The following is a 23,669-nucleotide window of genomic DNA, read 5'->3' as shown; positions in this document are numbered from 1 at the left end:
ACCATGGGGATCACATGTAGCGTTTTCATATGATTTCGGCCTTTTTTCATCCGTTTGTTATCCGATTATGGGCCGGAACGGATTTTGTACCAGCGTGAATACTCCTGTCAGGGGGCGCAAGCGACTGGTTCGACCATGAGCTTTCAGCATGAATCATCACTCAACATGAATACGCTAGACGAACGCCTGCTCACCGTGATGGATGTCCTCCACACGCCGGTCTGGGTCTATGACATCCAGCGTCATCATATTTACTGGGCCAACGATGCTGCCCTCGGGCTCTGGGAGGCGAGCTCTCTGGCCGAGCTGAAGTCCCGGGATTTCTCCGCCGACATGGCCGCCGCCATCGATCTGCTGCTGCAGCGTTATCTCGGCGATTTCCAGCAGGAGCGCAGTTACAACGAGTGGTGGACCCTCTCGCCCAAGGGGGTCAAGAAGCAGGTCTATCTGCGTCTTTCCGGGATCCAGCTTGCCGGACGGCAGATGATGATGGCGGAAGCGGTCATCGATGCCGACACCCTCTATCAGGAGTCCTCCCTCGCCACCGGCGACACCCTGGCCTGTCTCTTTGACAACGAGGGGCGCCTCGAGAGCGGCAACCATCACTTCGACATGTGCTTTGGCACCGGCATTCTGACGCTGCCCCAGATCTTCTCCGGTGCGGACGAGGCCTTCTATCGTCGCCTCTCCCGTCTGGACGAAGTGGTGGCCGAAGGGGAGTGTCGCACCCAGAAGGGGATGCGCTGGTTCCAGTACCAGTTTCGCCATATCCAGCAGGGGGCGCGGATCCTGCTGACCATGCGGGACATCACGGATCGCAAGCTCGAAGAGCTGGAGCATCGCCACCTGGCCTGGCACGACTCCCTCACCGGGCTGCTCAACCGCTACGGCCTGATGAAATCCCTGGAAGCCTATTGCGGCCTCGGGGGGCGCTTTGCCCTGGTGTTCATGGATCTGGACAACTTCAAGCTGGTCAATGACAACTACGGCCACAAGGCAGGGGATCGCCTGCTGGAGCGGGTCGCCGGACGGCTAAAGCAGATCTGCCCGCGGGACGTGGAGCTGGCGCGCCTTGGCGGGGACGAGTTCACCGCCCTGGTGCCCCTCAACCAGGCGAGCGATCGGGCCCAGGAGGTGGCGGATCTCATGCTCTCCCAGATGAGCAAGCCACTGCAGCTGAGTGGTGTCCCCGAGGTCACCATCGGCGGCAGCATCGGCATCGCCATCTACCCGGACGACGCGGATGACGGCGACAACCTCATCACCCGTGCCGACATGGCCATGTACCAGGCCAAGCAGATGGGGCGGCTTCGCTGGCAGCGCTTCACCCCCAGCATGCAGCAGAGCCTGCATCGCAAGCTGACCCTGAAGCAGTTTCTGGCCAAGGCCGTCGGTCGGGGGGAGCTCAGCCTGCGCTATCAGCCCCAAGTGGATGTGGCGCAAGGTCGGGTCATCGGTTTCGAGGCCCTGGTACGCTGGTACAATCCCGTGCTCGGCCATGTGTCGCCGGCGGAGTTCATTCCGCTGGCCGAAGAGATGGGGCTCATCCGGGAAATTGGAAGCTGGGTGCTTTCCACCGCATTGGCCCAGATGGGGGAGTGGCAGCGACAGGACGGGGTGAGGGTGCCGGTGTCGGTCAATCTCTCGGGCTTCCAGCTCTCTGCCAGTTTGCCGGAGCTGGTGGCCCAACTGCTCGAGGCATTCTCGGTGGAGGCGGCACTGCTGACCCTGGAGCTGACCGAGACGGTGCTGATGCTCGACATGAAGGGGTGCATCGAGATCCTCGACGCCCTGAGCGAGCAGGGGATCAAGATCGCCATCGACGACTTCGGGACGGGCTACTCCTCCCTGGCCTACCTCAACCGGTTGCCCATCGACACCATCAAGCTGGACCGCTCCTTCGTGGTGGGACTCAACCTGCCGGTGATCCGGGCGACGGTGGCCATGGCCACCAGTCTGGGGCTCGGGATCCTGGCGGAAGGGGTGGAGGAGGAGCACGAGCTCGCGGCCCTGCAGACCCAGGGTTGCCATGTCTTCCAGGGGTTCCTGTTCAGCCGTCCCATGACCCCGGAAGAGGTGGCGGCGGCGGGGTTCGCTGTACAGTGCCGGCTGGGTCGCTACCCCCTCGCAAACCATTGAGCAAGTTGTCGATAAATGTGCGGCATCTCCCATTTATGAAGTGCGAGATGCCAAATTAAACATAATTAATCGAATTTTTGTCTCATATCATGGGATCCATTAGACGTTATCGCTAGTATGCGCGCTCATTCCTTGGTAATGGAGTATCACCATAATGAGTCAAGCTGCAGTGAACGAGCGTCCGGCCCCTCCCAACGGCTGGTTGAACCGCTTTCTGAACGGGGTGGAGAAGGCGGGCAACAAGCTGCCGGATCCCGCCATGCTCTTCCTCTATGCCTTGCTGATCGTCTGGGTCGGCTCTTGGATAGGCTCCCAGTTCTCCTTCGATCTGGTCAATCCCCGCACCGGAGAGGCCGTGGTCATCAACAACCTGTTGACCGGGGCAGGGCTGGCGGACTTTCTCGCCAGCATGGTCACCACGTTCACCGGGTTTGCTCCCCTTGGCATCGTGCTGGTGGCCATGCTGGGGGTCGGGGTGGCTGAACAGTCCGGTTTCATCAACACCGGGCTCAAGAAGCTGCTCAAGGTGACGCCGGCGCGCTTTCTGACCCCCATGCTGATCCTGGTGGCCATCGTCAGCCATACCGCCGCCGATGCGGGCTATGTGCTGGTGATCCCCATTGGCGGCATCATCTTCCATGCGGCGGGTCGCCACCCGCTGGCGGGGATTGCCGCAGCCTTTGCCGGGGTTTCCGGCGGGTTTGCCGCCAACTTCCTGCCTTCCGGCGGGGATGCGCTGCTTCAGGGGTTCACCCAGTCTGCAGCCCAGTTGTTCGACCCTGACTACATGGTCAACACCCTGTGCAATATCATCTTCACCGGCGCTTCTTCCTTGCTGATCATCTGCGTGGGCTGGTTTGTCACCGAGAAGATTGTCGAGCCGCGCCTCAAGCAGGTGCCTCTCAACGAGGATCTGGAGAGCGCCGACGAGATGGGTCGTTACAGCGCTCAGGAAAGCCGAGCCTTCAACTGGGCCGGGTTCGCCATGCTGGCGGCTGTGGTGCTGCTGGGGCTGGCGCTGGCCCCCGGCGACTCGCCGATGCGGGCACCGGACGGTTCCCTCACCACCTTCGCCGCGCCGGTGATGAAGTCCATCGTGCCCCTCATTTTCCTGCTCTTCATCCTGCCCGGGATCGTCTATGGCTTTGTCGCCGGCAGCTTCAAGAGCGGCAAGGATGTGATCGACGCCATGTCGGCCACCATGAACAAGATGGGCTCCTACATGGTGATGGCCTTCTTCTGCGCCCTCTTCATCAAGGCGTTCGGGGATTCCAACCTCGGTACCCTGCTGGCGCTCTCCGGTGCCGAGGTGCTTCACGCCCTGGCGTTGCCGGGAGAGGTGACCATCGTCGGCATCATACTGCTGACGGCCACCGTCAACCTGGTGGTGGGCTCGGCCTCCGCCAAGTGGGCCCTCATCAGCCCCATCCTGGTGCCCATGCTGATGGCGGTGGGGATCTCGCCCGAGCTGACTCAGGCCGCGTATCGGGTGGGGGATTCCGCCTCCAACATCATCACCCCGCTGATGGTCTTCTTCCCCCTGGTGGTGGTCTATTGCCAGCAGTATGTGAAGAGCACAGGCATCGGCACCCTGGTCTCCATGATGCTGCCTTACTCCCTGGCCTTCCTGGTGAGCTGGACGGGCTTCCTGGTGATCTACTGGGCGCTGGGGTTCCCGCTTGGGTTGCAGGCCCCCTATGTCTATCCTGCCCCTTGAGGGTGACGGGGGGCCTTGGGCCCCCCGCTTTTTTTGGGTAGAGTGTGACCTTCATCCCGGAGGTACCATGAACCCGACCATCGATCTCATTCTTTCCCATCGCTCCATTCGCCAGTTCACCTCAGAGCCCGTCAGCGCAGAGCAGCTGGATCAGATCCTGAGCGCCGCCCAGAGCGCCGCGAGCTCCAGCTTCCTCCAGGCCAACAGCATCATCCGGGTCACCGACAAGGGGCTGCGGGCCACCCTGGCGGAGCTGGCCGGTCATCAGGCCTATGTGGTCGAAGCGGCGGAGTTTCTGGTGTTTTGCGCCGACTACCATCGTCATAGCCAGATAGTGCCGGAGGCCCGCACCGGCTTTGTGGAGCAGCTCATGATCGGGGCCATCGACGGCGCCCTGATGGCGCAAAATGCCTTGCTGGCGGCCCAGTCACTTGGGCTGGGCGGGGTCTATATCGGCGGCATTCGCAACAATCCGGCCGAGGTGAGCGAGGTGCTGGGTCTGCCCCATCAGGTGATCCCGCTGTTTGGCCTTTGCCTGGGTCATCCCGCCCAGCGGCCGGAGCAAAAACCGCGGCTGCCCCGGGCGCTGGTGGTGCACGAGAACCGCTATCCTGCCACCCTGGACCGCGCCCTGCTGGCCAGGTACGACGGGCAGATCCACGACTACTACCAGGCCCGCAGCAGCAACAACAAGGATCAGACCTGGAGCGGGCAGATCAGGGGGATCCTGGGCAAGGAGGCGAGGCCCTTCATGCTGGGATTCCTGCAGTCGAAGGGTTTTTGCCTCAAGTAATGGGGGCGGCGGGCGATATGGAGCAAGACGCACCGGATGCGGTCACCGCCTGCGAGCGTTCTTGTGAGGCAATACGGGATCTGGGCGCTACCCTATGAGGCTAAGCTGTTGTAGGATCTCGCAATTGGATTGGGACTGGAGTGTGAACACCCTATGATTTTAACCCTGATATTGCTGTCAATCGGCGCACTCCTGTTTCTGGTCATCGCCTATAACGTGGTGCAGCAATACAAGCAGAAGGCCGAATCGGACAAGCGCCAGGCCATTGCCCGTCACAAGGCGGTGGCAGACGAGACCGAAGAGGTGTTGCTGAACGTCAACCTGGTGCCCTTTTCCAAAAACATGGTGCTGCTGTTGCAACACCGGATCCTGGATGCCTACCGCGCCATCGCGCTGGTGATGCCCAATGCGCAGGTCAAGCAGCGCATCGCCGATGTCCAGCTTCAGATCAAGAACGTGCAGGAGAACTACAGCAGCCAGGACGAGGGACATTTCAAGACTCCGGAGTCCGACCGCCAGGCCATCCAGATGCTGCAACTGGCCAAGAAGATGCGGGCCGTGCTGCGGGTCGAGCACAACAAGGGCAAGATAGATCCTCAGGGCTTTGCCCAGGAGGATCGCCGCCTCGAGCTGATGCAGCTCAAGATCAACATCGCCAACCTGCTCAAGCGGGCCATGGATGCCCAGATCCAGGGGCAGTACGGCACCTGCCGCCAGCTCTACACCAAGGGACTGGGGGCGCTGGCCAATGTCACCGACAAGGATCCCTACCTGCTGGCGCGGGAAGAGGACATGCGTCAGGGGATGCGCCAGCTGGAAGAACACCTGCAGCAGCACAGCGAGAAGGAGCTGCAAAACATCAAGGACAAAGAGACGGACGAACTGGACGTCCTGTTCCAACCCAAGAAGAAATGGTGATCATGTCACATCCACTGGATTCCACACTGGGGCCGATGGCCCCATTTGTTTGCCAACTGCTCACGGAAATGCATGCCGTCATGGGAGTCAAGGACTCCCCCGTGGTGGATCACCTCTGCTACCGCGCCGCCACCCTCCCGGAATATCTGGAGTTGAAAGCGGTGCTGGCCGCCCACGGAGTCTTGCTGGTGGAGGGGATGATAGGCGGTCGTCCCATCGCCACCTATCGCTTGCACCAGCCCGTCTGCTGGGAGCAGGTGACCGTCCCCTGCATCGAACTGGCCGCCCCCAAGGCGGGTCGAATCCATCAGGCCGGGCTCGAACATATCGAGCTGGTGGTGCCCTCGCTCACGGCCTTGGTGACGACGCATCCCGATGTCCCCTTCAAGACCGGCAACATGGATGACGGACGCAATCCGGATATAGGATTGATGCTGCCCTCTGGGCAGATCAAGTTTCATCTGCGCCCGCTTGAGGAGGTGATCGACGAAGAGCTCTGCACCGGCGCCGTGGTGCCGGTACCGGCGGACTATTATGACGGTCTGTGAGGTGTGGGCCCGTTGACGGGAGCCTGATCCTGTGGCGTCAACGCACAAGCGGGCGCCACACGTCCTTTCAAGTGACCGAGCCAGAGGCTCAACCCGGCGGTGATCATCAACACCAGCTCGATGCCGAGCACCAGACCCCATAGCCCCCCTTGCTCCCAGAAGGGATGCAGATAAAGCCCGCCCAGACTGGCCCCCAAGTAATACCCCACCAGATAGAGCGACGAGGCGATCGCCCGGTTGTGCTCCACGTGCTGGCCGACCCAGGCGCTGGCACAGGCGTGGGCCAGGAAGAAACCAAAGCTCGAGACAAGCAATCCCCCGATGATGGCGACAAGGCTCCCCTGCAACAGGGCCAGGCTGCCGAGTGCCATCAAGGTTATTCCCGCCAGCAGCAGGCGTTGTGCTCCCCAGCGATGGGCCCCGCGGCCGCTCAGTGAAGAGGCGACGGTACCGGTGAGGTAGGTCAGAAACAGCATGCCGAGCCATTGGGTCGGCAGGGAGAAGGGGGCCTTGGCCAGCAGGAAGGTGAGATAGCTGTACTGATTCAGGAAGACCATGAAGTTGAGGCCGCCGATGAGATAGGCCCCCACCAGCAGGGGATTGCCAAGGTGGCTCTGGATGGCGCGGCGCAGTTGTCCAGGCGCTGCCTCCACGGCCACGAAGCAGCGCTGGGCGGGCAGCAGCCAGATAACCAGTGGCAGCAGGGCGATGCTGATGATCCCGATGCCGAGGAAGGTGTGCTGCCAGTCACCAAACCAGCCAGCCAGCAGACCGCCGACCACCCGGCCCGCAATGCCTCCCAGGGAGTTGGCCGCGATATAGACGCCGACGGCTACGATCAGGGCACGTTTGCTGAACTCTTCCCCCATGTAGGCAATGGCGGTGGCGGGCAGCCCTGCCAGCAGGACGCCTTGCAGGATGCGCAGGCTCACCAGCACATCAAAGTGGGTGACCCAGGGGATGCACAGGGAGAGCAGGATGGCAGCCGCCAGGGTCCACAGCATGATCCGCCGCCGTCCGAACCGATCAGCCAGACGGGCACAGACGAGCAGGGAGCCTGCCAGCCCTGCGGTACAGCCTGCCAGCGTCCAGCTGGCGGACAGGGCGCTGACCGAGAAAACCTCTGCCAGGAGCGGCAGCAGGGGATGGGTCTGGTAGAGATTGAGGAATACCAGGAAGGAGCCCAGGCTGAGGGCCAGGGTGGCGCGTATCCATTCGCGACTGCCTACTTCGATCATATGGAGTTGTCCCGACGACTTTTGTGCAGGGTAGTGCGACGAAACGTATAAATATAATATATTTAAGTTATCACCCTGATAAATGAAATTGATATGGATCTGAAACAGCTCGGATACCTGCTGGCGGTGCGCGATGCCGGTTCCTTCACCAGGGCGGCCCAGGGGCTGAACGTGGCCCAGCCTGCCGTCAGCATGGCCATCGCCAAGCTGGAGCAGCAGCTCGATCTGCGGCTGTTTGACCGGCAGGACCGCAGCGTGCGCCTCACCCCGGAGGGAGAGGTCCTCTGTCGCCACGCCGAACGGCTGCTGCGCCAGATGCACCAGGCCGAGGCCGAGATGGCCGAGCTCAAGGGGCTGGAGCGGGGGGAGGTGCGCATCGGCATCCCCTACATGATGGGCTCCTATTACTTCCCGCCAATCCTGATGGCGTTCAAGCATCGCTACCCCGGCTTGAAGATCCGGGTGGAGGAGGCGGGCACCCGGGAGCTGCTCAGCCGCATGGTGGATGGCAGTCTGGATCTCGCCATTCTCATCACCAGCGATCTGCCACCGGCCCTCGAGGGGGCGCAACTGCTGCGGGAAGAGATGCTGATGGTGGTGGGGGAGGAGCACCCCCTGCGCGGCGCTGAGTCGGTCTCGTTGCCACAGTTCTTCGGCCAGGAGCTCGCCATGTTCCGGCGAGGCTTCTACCACAGGGAACACATGGAGGTGTTGGCGCAGGGGCTGGGGGTAGAGCCTGACATCGCGTTCGAAAGCAATCTCATCCCGCTGCTCAAGGCGGTGGTGCGTCAGGGATTCGCCGTGACCACCTTCCTGCGCATGGCGCTGGAAGAGGAGCCGGCCCTCACCGGCATCCCTTTTTCACCCCCCATCTTCCTGGATCTCTGCGTAGCCTGGCGACGGGGGGATCCGCTCTCCATGGCGAACCGGGCATTGCGGGATTTTTTGCTGTCACAAAGGGATATTTCTCACCATTGCGCTACAAATACTGAATGATTGAGTGGTATCACCAATAAAAACGCCTCCAATCTGGAGGCGTATGCTGACAAGGTGGATGCAACCTTATTTCTTGAACAGGTGATCCAGCTTGTTTGCCTTGGTGGAGAGATAAAACTCGTTGTGGGGATTGCGACCTTCCTGAAGGGGCACGCGCTCCGCCACCGGGATGCCAAAGGATTCCATCGCCTTCAACTTGCGCGGGTTGTTGGTCATCAGGCGCAGGGACTTGACCTCGAGCGCCTTGAGCATGTCGGCACAGATGGTGTAGTCGCGCATGTCGGCGGCAAAGCCAAGCGCCACGTTGGCCTCCACGGTATCGGCCCCCTGATCCTGCAGATGATAGGCCCGGATCTTGTTGAGCAAGCCGATGCCTCGCCCTTCCTGACGGACATACAGCAGGACGCCGCGGCCCGCCTTGGCGATGTTTTCCAGCGCGGCCTGCAATTGGAAGCCGCAGTCACAACGCAGACTGAACAGGGCATCCCCGGTCAGACACTCGGAATGAATGCGTCCCAGCACGGGTTCGCCGTCTGCGATATCGCCCATCACCAGCGCGGCATGATCCTTGCCCGTGCCGATTTCCTGAAAACCAACCAGCGTGAAAGTGCCCCAGGGGGTCGGCAACTTGGATTTGGCCACGAGGGTAACGCTGCTCATATGGTTGCTCCTGACTACAGCTGCTTAAAAAAGGGCGGCCAGTTTAGCGCGCATTGTTCGGAACAACCATAAGAACAAAACCTTGCGTGAGAAGTGGGTTAACCCGATTGGTCAGAATAGGTGCAATCACGACGACTTTTGCGCAATTGTGTGCCCTGACAACTGCCAGCGACGGCGCATTCGGGTATAATCGGCGCCCATTAACCCATCCCGACAGGGATGTGTGCAACCAGTCAAGATGCCGAGTGCGCAGGAGAAACGTTATGGCTCAGATGGCCCCCGTGATGACTATTGATGGCCCAAGTGGAGCAGGAAAAGGCACCTTGTGCCAGTTGCTGGCTGAAAAACTGGGCTGGCACCTGCTCGATTCCGGTGCCATCTACCGGGTGCTCTCCCTGGCAGCTCTGCATCACGATGTGGAGCTCGATTCCGAAGCCGCATTGGTTCCCCTGGCCGCCAATCTGGATGTGCAATTCCAGGTAGAAGGGGCGCTGGTCAAGGTGATCCTCGAAGGGGAGGATGTTTCCCGCACCATTCGTACTGAAGAAGTGGGCAATGCGGCCAGCAAAATCGCGGCGTTTCCCCGGGTACGTGAAGCCCTGCTGCGCCGTCAGCGAGCATTTCGCCAAGCCCCCGGTCTCATCGCCGACGGTCGCGACATGGGCACCGTGGTTTTCCCCGAGGCGGATGTGAAGATTTTCCTCGACGCCAGCGCCGAGGAGCGGGCCCAGCGCCGCTATAAGCAGTTGCAAGATAAGGGCTTTGATGTTAACTTTGAGCGTCTTTTAACCGAGATTCGGGAACGTGACGATCGCGACAGAAATCGCGCCGTCGCTCCTCTGAAACCCGCGGAAGATGCTCTTGTTGTAGACTCAACGTCCATGACCATAGATGAAGTGCTGGCAACGGTGCTTGCCTATGCAGAGCAACAACTTGGTGATGTCAGCGCAAACTGATGTCAGTCGTCTGCACCAAGGATGGCGCAGATAATTTAAAACAACCCCGCTTGTGCCGGATTGCAAGTGGATGTTTCATTTGTGACATAAACAATGATCGAATCTTTTGCTCAACTCTTTGAAGAGTCCCTGAACGCCGTTGAAACCCGTCAAGGTTCCATCGTCAAGGGCACTGTCGTTGCTATCGAGAACGGTTTCGTACTGGTTGATGCCGGTCTGAAATCCGAGTCTGCTATCCCGGCTGAAGAATTCAAGAACGCCATGGGCGAGCTGGAAATCAACGTAGGTGACTCCGTTGACGTGGCTCTGGACTCTATCGAAGATGGTTTCGGCGAAACCAAGCTGTCCCGCGAAAAAGCCAAGCGCCACGAAGCCTGGCTGCAGCTTGAAAAAGCTTACGAAGAGCAAGCTACCGTTATCGGTATCATCAACGGCAAGGTCAAGGGTGGTTTCACCGTTGAGCTGAACGGCATCCGTGCCTTCCTGCCGGGTTCTCTGGTTGACGTGCGTCCGATCCGTGACACCGCTCACCTGGAAAACAAAGAACTCGAGTTCAAAGTCATCAAGCTGGACCAGAAGCGCAACAACGTTGTGGTTTCCCGTCGTGCCGTGATCGAGACCGAGAACACCTCCGAGCGTGAAAGCCTGCTGGCCAACCTGCAAGAAGGTCAAGAAGTTAAGGGTATCGTCAAGAACCTGACCGACTACGGTGCATTCGTAGATCTGGGCGGTGTTGACGGCCTGCTGCACATCACCGACATGGCGTGGAAGCGCGTTAAGCATCCTTCCGAAATCGTCAACGTTGGCGACGAGATCGCTGTCAAGGTTCTGAAGTTCGACCGCGAGCGTACCCGTGTATCCCTGGGCCTGAAGCAGCTGGGCGAAGATCCCTGGGTTGCTATCGCCAAGCGTTACCCGGAGACCACCCGTCTGTCTGGCCGCGTGACCAACCTGACCGACTACGGCTGCTTCGTTGAAATCGAAGAAGGCGTTGAAGGCCTGGTACACGTATCCGAGATGGATTGGACCAACAAGAACATCCACCCGTCCAAGGTTGTCAACGTTGGCGACGTGGTTGACGTGATGGTTCTGGACATCGACGAAGAGCGTCGTCGTATCTCCCTGGGTCTGAAGCAGTGCAAATCCAACCCGTGGCAGCTGTTTGCCGAAACTCACGCCAAGGGCGACCGTGTTTCCGGCAAGATCAAGTCCATCACTGACTTCGGTATCTTCATCGGTCTGGATGGCGGCATCGACGGCCTGGTTCACCTGTCTGACATCTCCTGGAACAACCAGGGCGAAGAAGCCGTGCGTGAATTCAAGAAGGGCGACGAGATCGAAGCCGTTGTTCTGCAAGTGGACCCGGAGCGTGAGCGCATCTCCCTGGGCGTCAAGCAGATCGAAGAAGACCCGTTCAATAAGTACCTGTCTGACAACAAGAAAGGTGCTATTGTGAAGGGCAAGGTTACCGAGGTTGATGCCAAGGGTGCCGTGATCGAACTGGCTGACGGCGTAGAAGGCTACCTGCGTGCCTCCGACGCTGCTCGTGACCGCGTAGAAGACGCCACTCTGGTGCTGTCTGTTGGTGACGAAGTTGAAGCCAAATTCATGGGCGTTGATCGCAAGAACCGCACCGTAAGCCTGTCTGTCCGTGCCAAGGACGAGGCTGATGAGCGTGTTGCCATCGACAGCCTGAACCAACAAGAAGAAGTTGTGTTCAGCAATGCCATGATGGAAGCGTTCAAAGCCGCCAAGGGTGAGTAATCCTTGATGCAAGAAAAGGGCGGCATTGCGCCGCCCTTTTTTATCTTGGCAAAATGATTATTGCATGTGATCGGGGAAGGAGATTTAACCTTATGACCAAATCAGATCTCATCGAACAACTGGCAGCCAGCCGCATGCATATGCCGGCCAAGGATGTCGAAGCCGCTATCAAGGAGATCCTTGAGCAGATGGCATCGACCTTGCAAAACGGCGACCGGATTGAAATCCGAGGATTTGGCAGTTTCTCGCTGCACTATCGTGCGCCCCGCGTGGGTCGCAACCCCAAGACCGGGGACAAGGTTGAACTGACCGGGAAATATGTCCCGCACTTCAAACCTGGCAAAGAGTTGCGCGAACGCGTCAACATCATCGAATAATGCAGAAAACGGCATACCTGAGTATGCCTTTTTCATTTTTATGGCCTGGAGTCTGCCCGTTGTCGGGTTTCTCACACTCTTTTCCCATTCGCGCTAGAGTCTGCCTGTGATTTTAAGGATAATCAGTCACTCATTCGCTACAGACAGGGAGCTCCCATGAAGCGTATCTTGGCCCTCATTCCACTGGTGCTGGTGTTTGTCCTGACCCTTGCCATCGGTTCTCAAAATGGTCAGCTGGTGCAGTTCAACTACTTGATCGCCCAGGGGGAGTTCTCGCTCTCCATGTTGTTGGGGTTCTTCTTCGCCGGCGGCTTTCTGCTGGGCTGGCTGGTGTTTGGCCTGCTGTTCCTGCGTCTCAAACTGCAAAATCGCACCCTGAACCGAACCATGCGTCGTCAATCTCGCGAGTTGGAGCTTGCCCGGTCGACAACCAAGGAATAATGTCCCTCGATGCTTGAACTGCTTTTCCTGCTGTTGCCCATCGCCGCCGGTTATGGCTGGTACATGGGCCGCAGGAGTGTTCGCCAGGACACCCAGCAACAGAGTAACCAGTTTTCCCGCCAGTACGTGGCGGGCCTCAACTATTTGCTCTCTGACGAGTCGGACAAGGCGGTGGATCTCTTTATCCAGCTGCTGGAAGTCGACAGCGAAACCATCGAAACCCACCTCTCCCTCGGCAACCTGTTCCGTCAACGGGGCGAGGTCGATCGCGCCATCAAGATCCACCAGAATCTGGTCGCCCGTCAGCTGACCCGTGAGCAGCGTCAACTTGCCTTGCAGGAGCTGGCCCGTGACTTTCTGGCTGCCGGATTGCTCGATCGGGCCGAAGCACTCTGGAAAGAGCTGTGTGATGACAGCGATTTCGAAGAGACGGCTCTGGCACAGCTCCTGATCATTCATCAGCAGTTGCGTGACTGGGACAATGCCATCGCCGTGGCGGTGCGTCTGCAGAAATTCCAGGGCAAGAAGCTGGCCGAGCCCATTTCCCACTTCTATTGCGAACAGGCGGAGAGTGCCTTGCGCGATGGCGACAAGCCTGCGGGCATCGCCAAGCTCAAGCGTGCGCTCGGTGCGCACCCGGCCTGTGCCCGCGCCAGCTTGCGGCTGGCCGATCTGGCGATGGAGGAGGGCAGGTTCGAGGATGCGGCCAAGGAGCTCCTGCGGGTGTTCGAGCAGGATATCGACTTTGCCTCCGAAGCCATGCCAAAACTGCTCGAATGCTATCGCCAGCTTGGTCGCAGCCAGGAGCTGATCCCGCTGCTTGAAAAAGCGGTAGAGGCTCATGCGGGGGTCAGCGTGACCCTGGCGCTGGCCAATCTGGTGGAGGCCCGCGATGGGTTGAGCCAGGCCCGTGCGCTGGTGCTGCGCCAACTGCGTCGCCACCCCTCCATGAAGGGCTTCTATCAGCTGGTCGGTTTCCAGTTGGCCAGTGCCGAGGAGGGGCCTGCCAAGGAGAGCCTGGAGCTGCTGCAACAGCTGGTCGGCGAGCAGATCAAGATCAAGTCGACCCACAAGTGCCGTCAGTGCGGCTTTGCCACCCATTCGCTGTTCTGGCAATGCCCTTCCTGCCGGCAGTGGGGCACCATCAAGCCGATCCGAGGGCTGGATGGGGAGTAAACGCCAGCGAGGCCAACACGCCCGGGCGAGCACGGATACCCAAGAATTTCAGATGCCAGCGTGCAACCGGGCCCCGGCTCTGCTGCGCCTGGCTGTGGCATAACAATCCATAGGAAGTGACATGCAAGACCCCAAAGTACTGGTCGCGCTGGATTATCAGCACGAAGCCGACGCCTTTGCCTTCATTGAGCAGATCTCACCGGCCCAGTGCCGCCTCAAAGTAGGCAAGGAGATGTTTACCCTGTTTGGTCCCCAGTTCGTTCGTCAACTGGTGGCCAAGGGGTTCGACGTCTTCCTGGATCTGAAATTTCACGACATTCCCAACACCGTCGCCAAGGCGGTGGCGGCCAGTGCGGAGCTGGGCGTCTGGATGGTGAATGTCCATGCCAGCGGTGGCGAACGCATGATGCGTGCCGCCAGAGAGGCGTTGCTGCCATACGGGGACAAGGCGCCCCTGCTCATCGGGGTAACCGTGCTGACCAGCATGGAGCAGTCCGACATGGCGCCCCTGGGTCTGGATGTGACGCCGGCAGAACAGGTGATCCGCCTGGCCACCCTTGCCAAGGCGGCCGGGCTGGATGGTGTGGTCTGCTCCGCGGAAGAGGCGAGTGTGCTGAAGGGGCTGCTGGGAGCCGAATTCAAGCTGGTGACGCCGGGCATTCGTCCGAGCGGATCGGCTGCCGGTGATCAGCGCCGCGTCATGACGCCGCTGGCAGCGGTGGAGGCGGGGGCGGATTATCTGGTGATCGGCCGTCCTATCACCCAGTCCTCGGATCCCGCCGCCGTGCTTGGGGCGATCAATGCCGAGCTTTGCCGGTAACGGCGTAATGGGCGAATGAGCGCAGGCCGGATCCCAGATCCGGCCTGCTGCATTTTGGCCGTGGGCTTGCCTTGCCTATGGGGAGCTCAGGAGTGGACGGCCTGGGCGTCCAGACGAATGGGGAAGAAACCGAGCAGCAGGCCGGCGAGTGCACCGATGAAGTGTGACTCGATGTGTACCCTGGCACCGATCAAGGCGGAGACAGGGCTCTCGCCGGCACTGTAAAAGTCCACACCGAGCTTGATGGCGACGCCCGCCAGCATCAGCCAGCCGGAGTGACGGCGAAAGCGGATGTCCTGCATGGCACCCCATACGAACAAGCCGTGCAGCAGGCCGGAGAGTCCCATGTACCATTGGGTTTGCGGGCAGCCCCACCAGATGCCGAGTCCGACCGCCGTTCCCAGCAGCAGCAACAGTACGGGCAGGCGCCATCCCGTCAGGTACTCCTGAAACAGGCTGTAGAGCACGGCCAGACCGCTCAGGTTGAGCAGCAGATGCCATCCATTGGTGTGTGCCAGATTGCCTGTTATGATGCGCCACCCTTCGCCCTGGGCGATCAGGTCGCGATCGAAGGCGAGCTGATGATTTGGCACGGTGAAAAAGAGCAAGGCAGTGACGAGCGAAAGCGCGATGACCCAGAGCAGACCCGATTTTCCTGACAACATGAAGCAGCCCAACGACAAAGAGAGCCGATACTGTACACGCTGTACCCGGGCCCTCAAAGCGTGCCTGTGCGATTATATTCAGCGGGTGCCGAACCTGGCTGCGCTCCATATCCTGCAACACCCTGCCGAAGTAGGTCACCCCAAGGGGACGGCTGCGTTGCTGGCGGCGTCCCTGATCGATGTGCGCATTCATGTGGGGGAGGACTTTTCCGACGATGAAGGGCTCAATGCCCTGCTTGCTGACCCCGCTGTCCAGTGCTACGTGCTGTGGCCCGATGAGGAGGCCCTGACCCTGATACAGGCAAGGGAGCATCTCCTGAGGCGTGGACGCACCGTGCGAGCCCACTTCATCCTCCTCGATGGCACCTGGCGCAAAGCCTATCGCATGTTGCACAGCTCGCCTGCACTGCTCGGGTTGCCGCGGATCTCCCTCGGCGCCATTGCCGGACAATATTCCATTCGCAAGAAGCCCTTTGAGGAGGCACTGTCCACCCTGGAAGCGGGCTACCATCTGTTGTCCCGGTGGGAAGGAGAGCCTGAGCGCTTCGCCCCGCTGATGACCCTGTTTACCCATTTGAACCGGCAGTGGCATGACTTTGCACAAGGCCGCCGCCGTTGAGTTGCCCAGAGGAGTGAAAAACATGAAAAAAGCCGTCGTGGTCTTCAGTGGCGGGCAGGACAGCACCACCTGTCTGGTGCAGGCACAGGCCCGCTATGACGAAGTGCATGCCATCACCTTCGATTACGGCCAGCGCCATCGGGCGGAGATTGACACCGCCCGCCATCTGGCGACGGCGCTCGGGATCGCCGCCCACAAGGTAATGGATGTGACCATGCTCGGGGAGCTGGCCATCTCTGCGTTGACCCGGGACGACATACCGGTGAGCTTCGAGCTTCAGGAGAACGGCCTGCCCAACACCTTCGTGCCGGGACGCAACATCCTGTTCCTGACCCTGGCGGCCATCTATGCCTATCAGGTGGGCGCCGAAGCGGTGATCACCGGGGTGTGCGAGACCGACTTTTCCGGCTATCCCGATTGCCGCGACGACTTCGTCAAGGCGCTCAATCAGGCGGTCTCCCTGGGGCTGGATCGCCCCATCCGCTTCGAAACCCCCCTGATGTGGCTCGACAAGGCCGAAACCTGGGCGCTGGCGGATCATTACGGTCACCTCGATACCGTGCGTCACCAGACGCTCACTTGCTACAACGGTGTCCAGGGAGATGGTTGCGGGGCCTGTCCGGCCTGCGAGCTGCGTCGCCGTGGCCTGGATCACTATCTGGCTGACAAGACCGGCATCCGTGCCAGACTTTACGAGAAGAGCGGACTGGGCGAGAAAAGCGGATCCTGAGCCTGTGCCTAGCCCGGGTTTGGGGTATAATCCGCCCCTTTTGCAGCAAGTCGTGACCAAGATGCACTACCCAATCAACGAGATCTTCCAGACCATCCAGGGGGAGGGGGTATTTACCGGCCTGCCCGCCATCTTCGTTCGCCTTCAGGGCTGCCCGGTGGGCTGCCCCTGGTGCGATACCCGCCACACCTGGGTGGTGGACCCCGAGCGTGAGGTGGCCCCTGGCGAGGTGCTCGATCGTTCCAATGAGTCCGACGGCTGGAGCAAGATGAGCACGGAAGATATCCTGGCCAGCTTTACCCGGCTCGGTTACCGGGCCCGTCACGTGGTGTTGACCGGTGGTGAGCCCTGCCTCTACGACTTGCGCGAGCTCTCTTCGGCCCTGGTGGCATCGGGTTATCAGGTGCAGATCGAAACCAGCGGGACCAGCGAGGTGCTGACCCATGAGCAGACCTGGGTGACTGTTTCCCCCAAGATCGGCATGAAGGGTGGGTTGCCGGTGCTGGTCTCTGCCCTCGAGCGGGCCAACGAGATCAAGCACCCGGTGGCCACCGAGCACCATATCGAGGAGCTGGATGCCCTGCTGGCCACCGCCCGGCTGCGCCCCGATGTGATGATTGCCCTGCAACCCATCAGCCAGAAAGCCAGGGCCACGGAGCTGGCCATGGCGACCTGCATCGCCCGTAACTGGCGACTCTCCATCCAGACCCATAAATACCTGAATATCGATTGATATGGATGGACTCCGCGATGAGCGCATCTTGCTGACGCTGGCCAGCAAGATGCCTTACGGAAAATACAAGGGGCGGCGCATCATCGATATTCCCGAGCCCTATCTGGTATGGATGGCGCGAAGCGGTTTTCCGGCCGGTACCCTGGGCCAGTCTCTGGCACTGGCCTACGAGATAAAGCTCAATGGACTCGAGTCCATGATTATTCCCATTATTAACAGGATGTCAGAATGAGAATATATACAAGGCAAGGGGACAAAGGGCTCACGCGACTGGCCGATGGCACTTCCCTGGCCAAAGACGATAAACGTGTCGAGACCTATGGTGCCATCGACGAGCTGAATTCCCAAATAGGCTTGTTGATGGCTGAAATACCCGCCGGGGAGACGACACTCCTGGCCGATCTCATATTGTTGCAGCAGGAGCTGTTTGATCTGGGCGGGGAGCTGGCATTTTCCAGTGAATCGCAAACGGATGCGCTGTGGCAGGTGAACGAGGCTTGGACGAACAGGCTCGAGCAACAGATAGATGCCTACAGTGCCGGGTTGCCGGTGCTGCGCAATTTTATTTTGCCGAGCGGTTCGCGGGCGGCGGCCCAGGCACATGTGGTGCGTACTCTGACCCGTCGCTGCGAGCGCCTGCTGCTTGGGTTGAGCCGCGTAGAGCGGGTGAATCCGGCTATTTTGCCCTATCTCAACCGGCTGAGCGACTGGTTTTTCACCATCGCCCGATACTTGCTGGTATCGTCAGGCACCCCGGAGATCCTCTGGGTCAAGGCGGCTGACAGAGGCTGACAACCGCTCGAAGCGGCAATAAAAAAACCTCGCCTTGCGAGGTTTTTTTATTGCTGTGGAAAGGGGCCTGATATTGCTCTCAGATAGCAAAGGCTTCCACGGATTTGCCCTCGGCAACGGCCTTGGCAATGACCGAGGGCATGCGGCCCTGACCGGTCCAGGTTTTTTCCACGCCATTGTCCAGATAACGATATTTGGCGGGGCGGGGCGCACGTTTGCTGACCTTGGTATTCTCGGGAACCACGGTGTTGACCAATTCGGCAGGATCGATCCCAGCGGCCTTCAGCATTTCGGCATATTCGGCAATTTTCTTTTGATGCTCTTCACGGGCCTGGCGTTCGGCGGATTCATCTTGCCGACGTTCATCGACGATGGCGGAGAGCTTTTCCAAGCCTTCTTCCAGTTGTTCCAGCGTCAAATCGCGGCAAACTGCACGCAGGCTACGGATATTCAACAGCACTTTCAGAAATTCGTTCATATTGGCTACCACGCGAGCAAAATATTAAGGGAAGAACTGGTTTTTCGATAATTTATAGGGGTGTTTGGCACCAAGTCAAGCCTGCCCAAATAATTAATTAGGCTGATAAATTAAGTCTTGAAATAGATATGAAGGATATTTTTATCCGTTTGACGGGCCAACATCTTCGAATGGGTTCATGTCAGATGAAAATATCGCCAGCGGAGTCTTTGATGAACCATTTGACTATCTTTGAAGATGTGGGTGCCTCAGAAACCTTGAAATTTAATCAAAAAACTTGCTATCACCCGGCGGCTCGATAAAATGTGCCGCGAATACCTTTAAGTAGAGGCGCGCTGCCTATGAGTAACCGAGCGGAGGGTGATGCCTGCGATGCTCGATGAAAGGAGTCGGCGCCGAAGTGACCAGGCCATCATACCGGGTTGCTGGTTCTGCATCTAATAGGTGCAGGACTGCCATAGTCATCCACTATGGAGCGCTACCTGAAGGGGCTGAGGAGTATACCCTCCCCATGGGTTTTGTTTCTTTGATCCTCTCGGTAGATCTCCACCTGTTGTCTTTAGGTGCAAAGAGATCATGGACATCGTTCATTACGCCGACTCCGGTTGGTCCGTCGTTCCCCCCCTGCTGGCCGTTGCGCTGGCGATCATCACTCGCCGCGTCCTGGTGTCGCTGGGGGTGGGCATAGTCGCAGGCAGCCTGCTGCTCAACCAGTTTTCTCCCCTTGCGTCCCTGCATTACATGCTCGATACCGTGCTCAGGATCTTCTGGGTCGACGGTGCGCTCAATCGTGACAACGTCAACATGATCCTCTTCATGTTGCTGCTGGGCGGCCTCATCAGCCTGATGAGTGTCTCCGGTGCGACCCGGGCGTTTGCCGAGTGGGCGGAGCGCCGCGCCAAGACCCGCAAGGGTGCCAAGTCCCTGACCGGTCTGATGGTGTTCGCCTTCTTCATCGACGACTTCTTCCACAGTCTGTCGGTGGGGGCCATCTGCCGTCCGGTGACCGATCGCTTCCAGATCTCCCGCGCCAAGCTGGCCTATCTGCTGGACTCCACCGCCGCGCCGGTCTGCGTGCTGATGCCGATTTCCTCCTGGGGGGCCTACATCATCGCCCTCGTCGGCGGCATCATGGCGGCTCATGGTCTGACCGACCAGAGCCCCATCTCCGCCTTCGTCGAAATGATCCCCATGAACCTCTATGCGGTGTTCACCCTGATCATGGTGCTGGTAGTGATCGCCTTCCAGCTCGACATCGGCCCCATGCGTCAGCATGAGCTGTGGGCACTGGAGGGCAAACTGTGGGACGAGTCCAAGGGGCGCCCCATCGGGCTCGACATGGAGAGCCCGGAGGAGAGCAATGGCGGCATGATTGACATGGTGCTGCCCATCCTGACCCTGACCCTGGCCACCGTCTATTTCATGATTGACTCCGGGGCTGCGGTGCTGGCCGACAAGGGGCTGCCGTTCAGCGTGCTCGGCTCCTTCGAAAACACCAATGTCGGCTCCTCCCTGGTCTATGGTGCCCTGTGCAGCCTGGTGGTCTCCATCGGTCTGGCCATGCGCCTCAAGCTCGGGGCAAGCAACTGGATGAAGGCGGCTCCGCAGGGGATCATGGCCATGCTGCCCGCCATCAACATCTTGCTGTTCGCCTGGACCATCGGCGCCGTGGTGCGCGATGTGGAAACCGGTAAATACCTGGCCTCCCTGGCCAATGGCAATCTGCCGGTGGAAGTGCTGCCCGCCGTGGTCTTCGTGCTCTCCTGCGCCATGGCGTTTGCCACCGGCACCAGCTGGGGTACCTTCGGCATCATGCTGCCGCTCGCCGGCGACATGGCGGCCGCCAGCGACATCAGTCTGATGCTGCCCATGCTGGCCGCCGTACTGGCAGGGTCCGTGTTCGGGGATCACAGCTCCCCCATCTCCAGCACCAGCATCCTGTCTGCCACCGGGGCCGGTTGCCATCACATCGATCACGTGATGACCCAGCTGCCCTATGCCTTGGCCATCGCCTTTGGCGCTGCGCTCGGCTACCTGGTGATGGGGCTGATGCACTCCGCGCTGGCCGGTTTCACCGTGAGCGGGCTCTGGTTCCTGATCTTCTCCGGTTACCATTTGCGCAAAGCCCGAGCGTATAGCGCCGTGGCAGTCGCATAAGAGAACAAGGGGCCTGCGGGCCCCTTGGTTTTGGCAGGGGCTTTGGTTAGCATGCGCCCCATCACTCCCGTTTCGGAACCCCATCATGGCTTCACTGCACTACAAATTTGCCACCATGAACTCAGGCAAATCGACCCAGCTCATCCAGGCCCACTTCAACTATCTGGAGCGTGGCATGTATCCGCTGGCCATGACGCCCGCCATCGACGATCGCTTCGGTGCCGGCGTCATCAGTGCCAGGGTCGGTCTTGAGCTGAAAGTGGAGGTGTTCAGCGATAGCTGCGATCTCTTCGAGATGGTCAAGGCGCGCCACGCAAAGCGGCACATCGATGTCTTCATCGTTGACGAGGCGCAGTTCCTGACCCGTGAGCAGGTCTACCAGCTCGCCCGCATCGTCGACGAGCAGGACATTCCGGTGATCGCCTATGGTCTCAAGACCGATTTTCGCGGCGAACTGTTTCCCGGCTCCTACCACCTGCTCTGTCTGGCGGACAAGTTCGAGGAGTTAAAAAGCATCTGCTGGTGCGGCAACAAGGCCCACATGAACTCGCGGGTCAACGAGGCGGGGCAGGTGATGCGCGACGGTGAGCAGGTGGAGATCGGCGGCAACGATCGCTATGTGTCGCTCTGCCGCAAGCATTATCTGGAAGGACGGGCCTTCAAGTAACCCGTGGCTGGCTCGTGCAGCCTTGACACCAAAGAGGGCGCCTATCTGGCGCCCTCTTTGTCTGTGGGGGTCAGTCGATCTCGATGTCGACAGGGGCGATGATGGGGTCTGCCGCCGGCAGGCGGTGGAAGAGCTGGCGAAAATGCTGCTGTACCCGACCTATGTCCACCAGTGACATGCCGGAGGCGAAGCCGAACCAGACGTAGAGCCCGGTGAGGTCGCGAAACATGGGAGGGAGGTAGCGGGGGGCGTCGATGAGCCCCTCCAGATAGTGCTGATAGAGCACGGGGATGTCGTCCAGGGTCACCTTGCCGACGAACAGCATGGGCAGGATCTCCGGCACTCCCTCCAGCACGGCGCTGCGAATGAAGTTCACTGTCTCCACATAGCCCTTCACATAGGAGAGATCCTTGGTAAAGCAGGCGCCCCCCTCGACCATGCCTCCGCGAAACACCCGCTGGGTGATCTTGTAGGCGTCGTGCTCGCTGGCGCCCTTGGCCACGAAGTGGCGGAACACCTCAATGAAATCGGCGCCACGCTCCGCCATGTCGATGGCCATGACCCGATCCGAGATGCGCTTGGCCCTGTCCGGGAAGGAGCTGAACGTGAGGGTCTCGATGAGTACTGCCAATCCCTCCTGACAGGCGGTGATGCGGGGCGAGCCGGCGCCGAGCCAGGTGGCGTAAGATTGCTGGCGGCCGTTGAGGGTGGTGCCGACGTGAACCCAGCCTTCGTGTACCTCCAGCACCTGCAGATCGAGTTCCGAGAAACGGGCGTGGGAGTTGAGCTTGATGTAATCCCCCCCGGCGGCGGCATCGGAGACGATGCCATCGCTGAGCTTGACCTGGACTGTGCCGTCGCTGAAGTAGCTCGATAGCTTGCCTTGCAACCTCGCCACCGCGGCTTCCCCCTCGAACTCCTTGGGGTAGGGGCGCACCAGGTGGCGGGCGCCGGGCAGGGAGAAGATGTCGCACAATCTGGCCCCCAGCTCCTTCAGGGTCTTGCGATCCCCGCGCAGGTGATCGCTTGCCGAGCCGTAGAGCCGCTGACTGTAGCGCTGAAAGTCCGGCTGTCCGCGCTGGCGCAGCATCTCGATGACCACCATGTACTGATCCACCGTCTCTTGCAGGATCCGGCCGAGATCGTCCTGGGGGCCGAGGCGTCGGCGGATCCTGTCCCTCAGCTCCTTGAGCTCAAGGTACTTGTTGCGGGGATCGAACTCCAGAGGGAGGGATTCATAGAAGTGCCTGTCGATGGCGGGCAGTGCCTTGCCGCCACTTGCCAGAAAGTCGCTTTGCAGGTGACGGGGCCATTTGATGGCATCCAGGATGCGGATGGGTTTTTGCAGGGCGAGCAGTTCATCCGAGAGGGATTTGAGGTGCAGGCGATACTTTTCTTGGATGGTCATCGGGCTCTTTGGAGGCGAGTGCGCTACGAGAATGGCTGAGTATAGGCACAGGGCCTGTCAAAAAGAAGCGAGACGACGGGGATCCGGCCTGTGTGCTTTTGGTTGTCTGAAAATTGGTTTAGACTGCGCCCCTTGATCTCTACCGTGTCGTGAAAATGATGAATATCCCCAGCTCTGAAATGATAATGCGTTGGTTGCAACAGGCCCGGATCGAGCACTATGTGTGCGATCAGTGTCATGGCATCCACATGGTCTCCCTGCAGTCCGTCGAGGGCATCCAGGAGAGCCGGATCTTCGTGGAAGAGGAAGGGCTGCTGTTCTCATCCGAGCTGGAGGTGCGCCCCTCATCGCTGCTGCCCCTGGTGGCCGAACTGGGTCGTCTCAACATGCAATATCCGTCCCTCAAGGTGTTCCTCGACATCATCGATGACAACCTGCCACGCCTCGTCGTGGGTCACACCGTCTTTACCAAGGCGGGTCTCACCGTCGAGCAGTTCCTGCTGTTCGTTGAAAGCACCACGGCAGCCACCCATGAAGTGGTTTCCGAATGTGAACGCCTTGGCTTCCTCAATCTGCCGGAAACCCAGGTCTCACCGGAATCCGTTCACTGACTTCAGCACCTGAACTGTGCGTTTAATGTGCGAACGGTTCGCTGCGGCTAAAAAGCCGTTGACGGCGGCGGGGCTTTCCCCTAAATTACGCCCCGTTCCAGCGCAACGGCGCAGCGAACATCGTGTTGGCTGAACACGTTAAACCACAGACAAAATTTGGTGCGGTATCCGAGAGGCTGCCCACCGACGAAGTCGGCAAGATGCACGCGCAGCGCGCTCCAAAAGCCACTTCAAGCAGTAAAAATTTGGTGAGGTGTCCGAGTGGC

The 23,669-nt window shown here is 59.8% G+C and carries 26 protein-coding genes and 1 riboswitch; of the genes, 20 read left to right on the top strand and 6 right to left on the bottom strand.

Annotated features, from left to right (window positions below):
• The first annotated feature begins 198 nt into the window (after positions 1 to 198).
• The 5 genes from BGO64_RS17940 (at position 199) to BGO64_RS17920 (ending at position 6,115) form a co-directional block, all read left to right on the top strand.
• Positions 199 to 2,139 carry a putative bifunctional diguanylate cyclase/phosphodiesterase gene (locus tag BGO64_RS17940; protein WP_039038812.1) on the top strand — a complete coding sequence of 647 codons (1,941 nt, stop codon included), beginning with the start codon at positions 199 to 201 and terminating at the stop codon, positions 2,137 to 2,139.
• Between the two features lie 154 nt (positions 2,140 to 2,293).
• The gene (locus BGO64_RS17935) at positions 2,294 to 3,856 is read left to right on the top strand and encodes an AbgT family transporter (protein WP_045524460.1); all 1,563 of its coding nucleotides are present in this window, start codon (positions 2,294 to 2,296) and stop codon (positions 3,854 to 3,856) included.
• A 67-nt stretch (positions 3,857 to 3,923) separates the two neighbouring features.
• Positions 3,924 to 4,649, top strand: a complete 726-nt coding sequence (gene nfsA, locus BGO64_RS17930) for an oxygen-insensitive NADPH nitroreductase (RefSeq protein ID WP_041215036.1) — start codon at positions 3,924 to 3,926, stop codon at positions 4,647 to 4,649.
• A gap of 153 nt (positions 4,650 to 4,802) precedes the next feature.
• Positions 4,803 to 5,567 (top strand): hypothetical protein, encoded by a 765-nt coding sequence (locus BGO64_RS17925; protein ID WP_010675007.1) that lies wholly within the window; start codon positions 4,803 to 4,805, stop codon positions 5,565 to 5,567.
• A complete protein-coding gene (locus BGO64_RS17920; RefSeq protein WP_286701121.1) occupies positions 5,561 to 6,115 on the top strand; it encodes a VOC family protein in 555 nt (184 codons plus the stop codon). Before BGO64_RS17925 ends, BGO64_RS17920 begins: the two co-directional genes overlap by 7 nt.
• Here the strand turns inward: BGO64_RS17920 and BGO64_RS17915 are convergent.
• The gene (locus BGO64_RS17915; RefSeq protein ID WP_286701120.1) at positions 6,100 to 7,353 is read right to left on the bottom strand and encodes an MFS transporter; all 1,254 of its coding nucleotides are present in this window, start codon (positions 7,351 to 7,353) and stop codon (positions 6,100 to 6,102) included. The genes BGO64_RS17920 and BGO64_RS17915 overlap by 16 nt on opposite strands.
• A 93-nt stretch (positions 7,354 to 7,446) precedes the next feature.
• On the opposite strand from BGO64_RS17915, the gene BGO64_RS17910 reads away from it, so the two are divergent.
• Positions 7,447 to 8,349 (top strand): LysR family transcriptional regulator, encoded by a 903-nt coding sequence (locus tag BGO64_RS17910; protein ID WP_286701119.1) that lies wholly within the window; start codon positions 7,447 to 7,449, stop codon positions 8,347 to 8,349.
• A 66-nt stretch (positions 8,350 to 8,415) separates the two neighbouring features.
• On the opposite strand, the gene ribA is transcribed toward BGO64_RS17910, so the two are convergent.
• Positions 8,416 to 9,009, bottom strand: a complete 594-nt coding sequence (gene ribA, locus BGO64_RS17905; protein WP_286701118.1) for a GTP cyclohydrolase II — start codon at positions 9,007 to 9,009, stop codon at positions 8,416 to 8,418.
• Between the two features lie 263 nt (positions 9,010 to 9,272).
• Here ribA and cmk point away from each other — a divergent pair, with 263 nt between their 5' ends.
• The 6 genes from cmk to pyrF all read left to right on the top strand — a co-directional run bounded on the left by cmk (position 9,273) and on the right by pyrF (position 14,543).
• Complete coding sequence (gene cmk, locus BGO64_RS17900) at positions 9,273 to 9,965, top strand: (d)CMP kinase (protein ID WP_010675002.1); 693 nt, start codon at positions 9,273 to 9,275, stop codon at positions 9,963 to 9,965.
• Between the two features lie 93 nt (positions 9,966 to 10,058).
• Complete coding sequence (gene rpsA / locus BGO64_RS17895) at positions 10,059 to 11,729, top strand: 30S ribosomal protein S1 (RefSeq protein ID WP_010675001.1); 1,671 nt, start codon at positions 10,059 to 10,061, stop codon at positions 11,727 to 11,729.
• A 92-nt stretch (positions 11,730 to 11,821) separates the two neighbouring features.
• Positions 11,822 to 12,106 carry an integration host factor subunit beta gene (gene ihfB, locus BGO64_RS17890; protein WP_005299934.1) on the top strand — a complete coding sequence of 95 codons (285 nt, stop codon included), beginning with the start codon at positions 11,822 to 11,824 and terminating at the stop codon, positions 12,104 to 12,106.
• Between the two features lie 156 nt (positions 12,107 to 12,262).
• Positions 12,263 to 12,547, top strand: coding sequence for a LapA family protein (locus tag BGO64_RS17885; RefSeq protein WP_010675000.1), 285 nt, complete (start codon positions 12,263 to 12,265; stop codon positions 12,545 to 12,547).
• A gap of 9 nt (positions 12,548 to 12,556) precedes the next feature.
• Complete coding sequence (gene lapB, locus BGO64_RS17880) at positions 12,557 to 13,723, top strand: lipopolysaccharide assembly protein LapB (RefSeq protein ID WP_286701117.1); 1,167 nt, start codon at positions 12,557 to 12,559, stop codon at positions 13,721 to 13,723.
• Between the two features lie 121 nt (positions 13,724 to 13,844).
• The gene (gene pyrF / locus BGO64_RS17875; protein WP_010674998.1) at positions 13,845 to 14,543 is read left to right on the top strand and encodes an orotidine-5'-phosphate decarboxylase; all 699 of its coding nucleotides are present in this window, start codon (positions 13,845 to 13,847) and stop codon (positions 14,541 to 14,543) included.
• Positions 14,544 to 14,629: 86 nt separating this feature from the next.
• Here the strand turns inward: pyrF and rrtA are convergent, their stop codons facing one another.
• Positions 14,630 to 15,208, bottom strand: a complete 579-nt coding sequence (gene rrtA, locus BGO64_RS17870) for a rhombosortase (RefSeq protein WP_223931729.1) — start codon at positions 15,206 to 15,208, stop codon at positions 14,630 to 14,632.
• On the opposite strand from rrtA, the gene BGO64_RS17865 reads away from it, so the two are divergent.
• From BGO64_RS17865 to BGO64_RS17845, 5 genes are all read left to right on the top strand, one after another.
• Positions 15,174 to 15,827, top strand: coding sequence for a tRNA-uridine aminocarboxypropyltransferase (locus tag BGO64_RS17865; RefSeq protein WP_286701116.1), 654 nt, complete (start codon positions 15,174 to 15,176; stop codon positions 15,825 to 15,827). The genes rrtA and BGO64_RS17865 overlap by 35 nt on opposite strands.
• Positions 15,828 to 15,849: 22 nt before the next feature.
• Positions 15,850 to 16,557, top strand: a complete 708-nt coding sequence (queC, locus tag BGO64_RS17860; protein ID WP_045524469.1) for a 7-cyano-7-deazaguanine synthase QueC — start codon at positions 15,850 to 15,852, stop codon at positions 16,555 to 16,557.
• A 61-nt stretch (positions 16,558 to 16,618) separates the two neighbouring features.
• Positions 16,619 to 17,290, top strand: a complete 672-nt coding sequence (gene queE / locus BGO64_RS17855; RefSeq protein WP_010674994.1) for a 7-carboxy-7-deazaguanine synthase QueE — start codon at positions 16,619 to 16,621, stop codon at positions 17,288 to 17,290.
• 1 nt (position 17,291) lies between these two features.
• On the top strand, positions 17,292 to 17,522 hold the full coding sequence (locus BGO64_RS17850; RefSeq protein WP_221435757.1) for a DUF3820 family protein: 231 nt from the start codon (positions 17,292 to 17,294) through the stop codon (positions 17,520 to 17,522).
• Positions 17,519 to 18,082, top strand: coding sequence for a cob(I)yrinic acid a,c-diamide adenosyltransferase (locus BGO64_RS17845; RefSeq protein WP_286701115.1), 564 nt, complete (start codon positions 17,519 to 17,521; stop codon positions 18,080 to 18,082). Before BGO64_RS17850 ends, BGO64_RS17845 begins: the two co-directional genes overlap by 4 nt.
• 79 nt (positions 18,083 to 18,161) lie before the next feature.
• Here BGO64_RS17845 and BGO64_RS17840 read toward each other — a convergent pair whose 3' ends face one another.
• A complete protein-coding gene (locus BGO64_RS17840) occupies positions 18,162 to 18,560 on the bottom strand; it encodes an H-NS family histone-like protein (protein ID WP_041211546.1) in 399 nt (132 codons plus the stop codon).
• Between the two features lie 317 nt (positions 18,561 to 18,877).
• Positions 18,878 to 19,049, top strand: a riboswitch (Lysine riboswitch).
• A gap of 87 nt (positions 19,050 to 19,136) precedes the next feature.
• Here BGO64_RS17840 and BGO64_RS17835 point away from each other — a divergent pair.
• Together BGO64_RS17835 and BGO64_RS17830 are read left to right on the top strand one after the other, a co-directional pair.
• Entirely contained in the window at positions 19,137 to 20,717 is a 1,581-nt protein-coding gene (locus BGO64_RS17835) for a Na+/H+ antiporter NhaC family protein (RefSeq protein WP_103858892.1), read from the top strand.
• An 85-nt stretch (positions 20,718 to 20,802) separates the two neighbouring features.
• A complete protein-coding gene (locus tag BGO64_RS17830; RefSeq protein WP_010674989.1) occupies positions 20,803 to 21,384 on the top strand; it encodes a thymidine kinase in 582 nt (193 codons plus the stop codon).
• 70 nt (positions 21,385 to 21,454) lie between these two features.
• On the opposite strand, the gene BGO64_RS17825 is transcribed toward BGO64_RS17830, so the two are convergent.
• Entirely contained in the window at positions 21,455 to 22,792 is a 1,338-nt protein-coding gene (locus BGO64_RS17825) for a flavohemoglobin expression-modulating QEGLA motif protein (protein WP_109113207.1), read from the bottom strand.
• A 155-nt stretch (positions 22,793 to 22,947) separates the two neighbouring features.
• Between BGO64_RS17825 and BGO64_RS17820 the strand changes: the two genes are divergently transcribed.
• Positions 22,948 to 23,403 (top strand): type III secretion system chaperone family protein, encoded by a 456-nt coding sequence (locus tag BGO64_RS17820; protein WP_286701114.1) that lies wholly within the window; start codon positions 22,948 to 22,950, stop codon positions 23,401 to 23,403.
• Positions 23,404 to 23,488: 85 nt separating this feature from the next.
• On the opposite strand, the gene BGO64_RS17815 is transcribed toward BGO64_RS17820, so the two are convergent.
• The coding region (locus BGO64_RS17815) for a hypothetical protein (protein ID WP_286701113.1) at positions 23,489 to 23,669 on the bottom strand (181 nt) is incomplete at its 5' end.

The organism is Aeromonas sp. 62-46 (assembly GCF_001898585.1).
GTDB lineage: Bacteria > Pseudomonadota > Gammaproteobacteria > Enterobacterales > Aeromonadaceae > Aeromonas > Aeromonas caviae.
Note: the sequence above shows the minus strand (reverse complement) of the source record. Positions and strands in the feature narration are given on the sequence as shown.

Excerpts from the sequence above, each read along its gene's own strand:
- BGO64_RS17940 (WP_039038812.1), top strand. The coding sequence starts at position 199 with ATGGATGTCCTCCACACGCCGGTCTGGGTCTATGACATCCAGCGTCAT.
- BGO64_RS17935 (WP_045524460.1), top strand. The coding sequence starts at position 2,294 with ATGAGTCAAGCTGCAGTGAACGAGCGTCCGGCCCCTCCCAACGGCTGG.
- nfsA (WP_041215036.1), top strand. The coding sequence starts at position 3,924 with ATGAACCCGACCATCGATCTCATTCTTTCCCATCGCTCCATTCGCCAG.
- BGO64_RS17925 (WP_010675007.1), top strand. The coding sequence starts at position 4,803 with ATGATTTTAACCCTGATATTGCTGTCAATCGGCGCACTCCTGTTTCTG.
- BGO64_RS17920 (WP_286701121.1), top strand. The coding sequence starts at position 5,561 with ATGGTGATCATGTCACATCCACTGGATTCCACACTGGGGCCGATGGCC.
- BGO64_RS17915 (WP_286701120.1), bottom strand. The coding sequence starts at position 7,353 with ATGATCGAAGTAGGCAGTCGCGAATGGATACGCGCCACCCTGGCCCTC.
- BGO64_RS17910 (WP_286701119.1), top strand. The coding sequence starts at position 7,447 with ATGGATCTGAAACAGCTCGGATACCTGCTGGCGGTGCGCGATGCCGGT.
- ribA (WP_286701118.1), bottom strand. The coding sequence starts at position 9,009 with ATGAGCAGCGTTACCCTCGTGGCCAAATCCAAGTTGCCGACCCCCTGG.
- cmk (WP_010675002.1), top strand. The coding sequence starts at position 9,273 with ATGGCTCAGATGGCCCCCGTGATGACTATTGATGGCCCAAGTGGAGCA.
- rpsA (WP_010675001.1), top strand. The coding sequence starts at position 10,059 with ATGATCGAATCTTTTGCTCAACTCTTTGAAGAGTCCCTGAACGCCGTT.
- ihfB (WP_005299934.1), top strand. The coding sequence starts at position 11,822 with ATGACCAAATCAGATCTCATCGAACAACTGGCAGCCAGCCGCATGCAT.
- BGO64_RS17885 (WP_010675000.1), top strand. The coding sequence starts at position 12,263 with ATGAAGCGTATCTTGGCCCTCATTCCACTGGTGCTGGTGTTTGTCCTG.
- lapB (WP_286701117.1), top strand. The coding sequence starts at position 12,557 with ATGCTTGAACTGCTTTTCCTGCTGTTGCCCATCGCCGCCGGTTATGGC.
- pyrF (WP_010674998.1), top strand. The coding sequence starts at position 13,845 with ATGCAAGACCCCAAAGTACTGGTCGCGCTGGATTATCAGCACGAAGCC.
- BGO64_RS17865 (WP_286701116.1), top strand. The coding sequence starts at position 15,174 with ATGACCCAGAGCAGACCCGATTTTCCTGACAACATGAAGCAGCCCAAC.
- rrtA (WP_223931729.1), bottom strand. The coding sequence starts at position 15,208 with ATGTTGTCAGGAAAATCGGGTCTGCTCTGGGTCATCGCGCTTTCGCTC.
- queC (WP_045524469.1), top strand. The coding sequence starts at position 15,850 with ATGAAAAAAGCCGTCGTGGTCTTCAGTGGCGGGCAGGACAGCACCACC.
- queE (WP_010674994.1), top strand. The coding sequence starts at position 16,619 with ATGCACTACCCAATCAACGAGATCTTCCAGACCATCCAGGGGGAGGGG.
- BGO64_RS17850 (WP_221435757.1), top strand. The coding sequence starts at position 17,292 with ATGGATGGACTCCGCGATGAGCGCATCTTGCTGACGCTGGCCAGCAAG.
- BGO64_RS17845 (WP_286701115.1), top strand. The coding sequence starts at position 17,519 with ATGAGAATATATACAAGGCAAGGGGACAAAGGGCTCACGCGACTGGCC.
- BGO64_RS17840 (WP_041211546.1), bottom strand. The coding sequence starts at position 18,560 with ATGAACGAATTTCTGAAAGTGCTGTTGAATATCCGTAGCCTGCGTGCA.
- BGO64_RS17835 (WP_103858892.1), top strand. The coding sequence starts at position 19,137 with ATGGACATCGTTCATTACGCCGACTCCGGTTGGTCCGTCGTTCCCCCC.
- BGO64_RS17830 (WP_010674989.1), top strand. The coding sequence starts at position 20,803 with ATGGCTTCACTGCACTACAAATTTGCCACCATGAACTCAGGCAAATCG.
- BGO64_RS17825 (WP_109113207.1), bottom strand. The coding sequence starts at position 22,792 with ATGACCATCCAAGAAAAGTATCGCCTGCACCTCAAATCCCTCTCGGAT.
- BGO64_RS17820 (WP_286701114.1), top strand. The coding sequence starts at position 22,948 with ATGATGAATATCCCCAGCTCTGAAATGATAATGCGTTGGTTGCAACAG.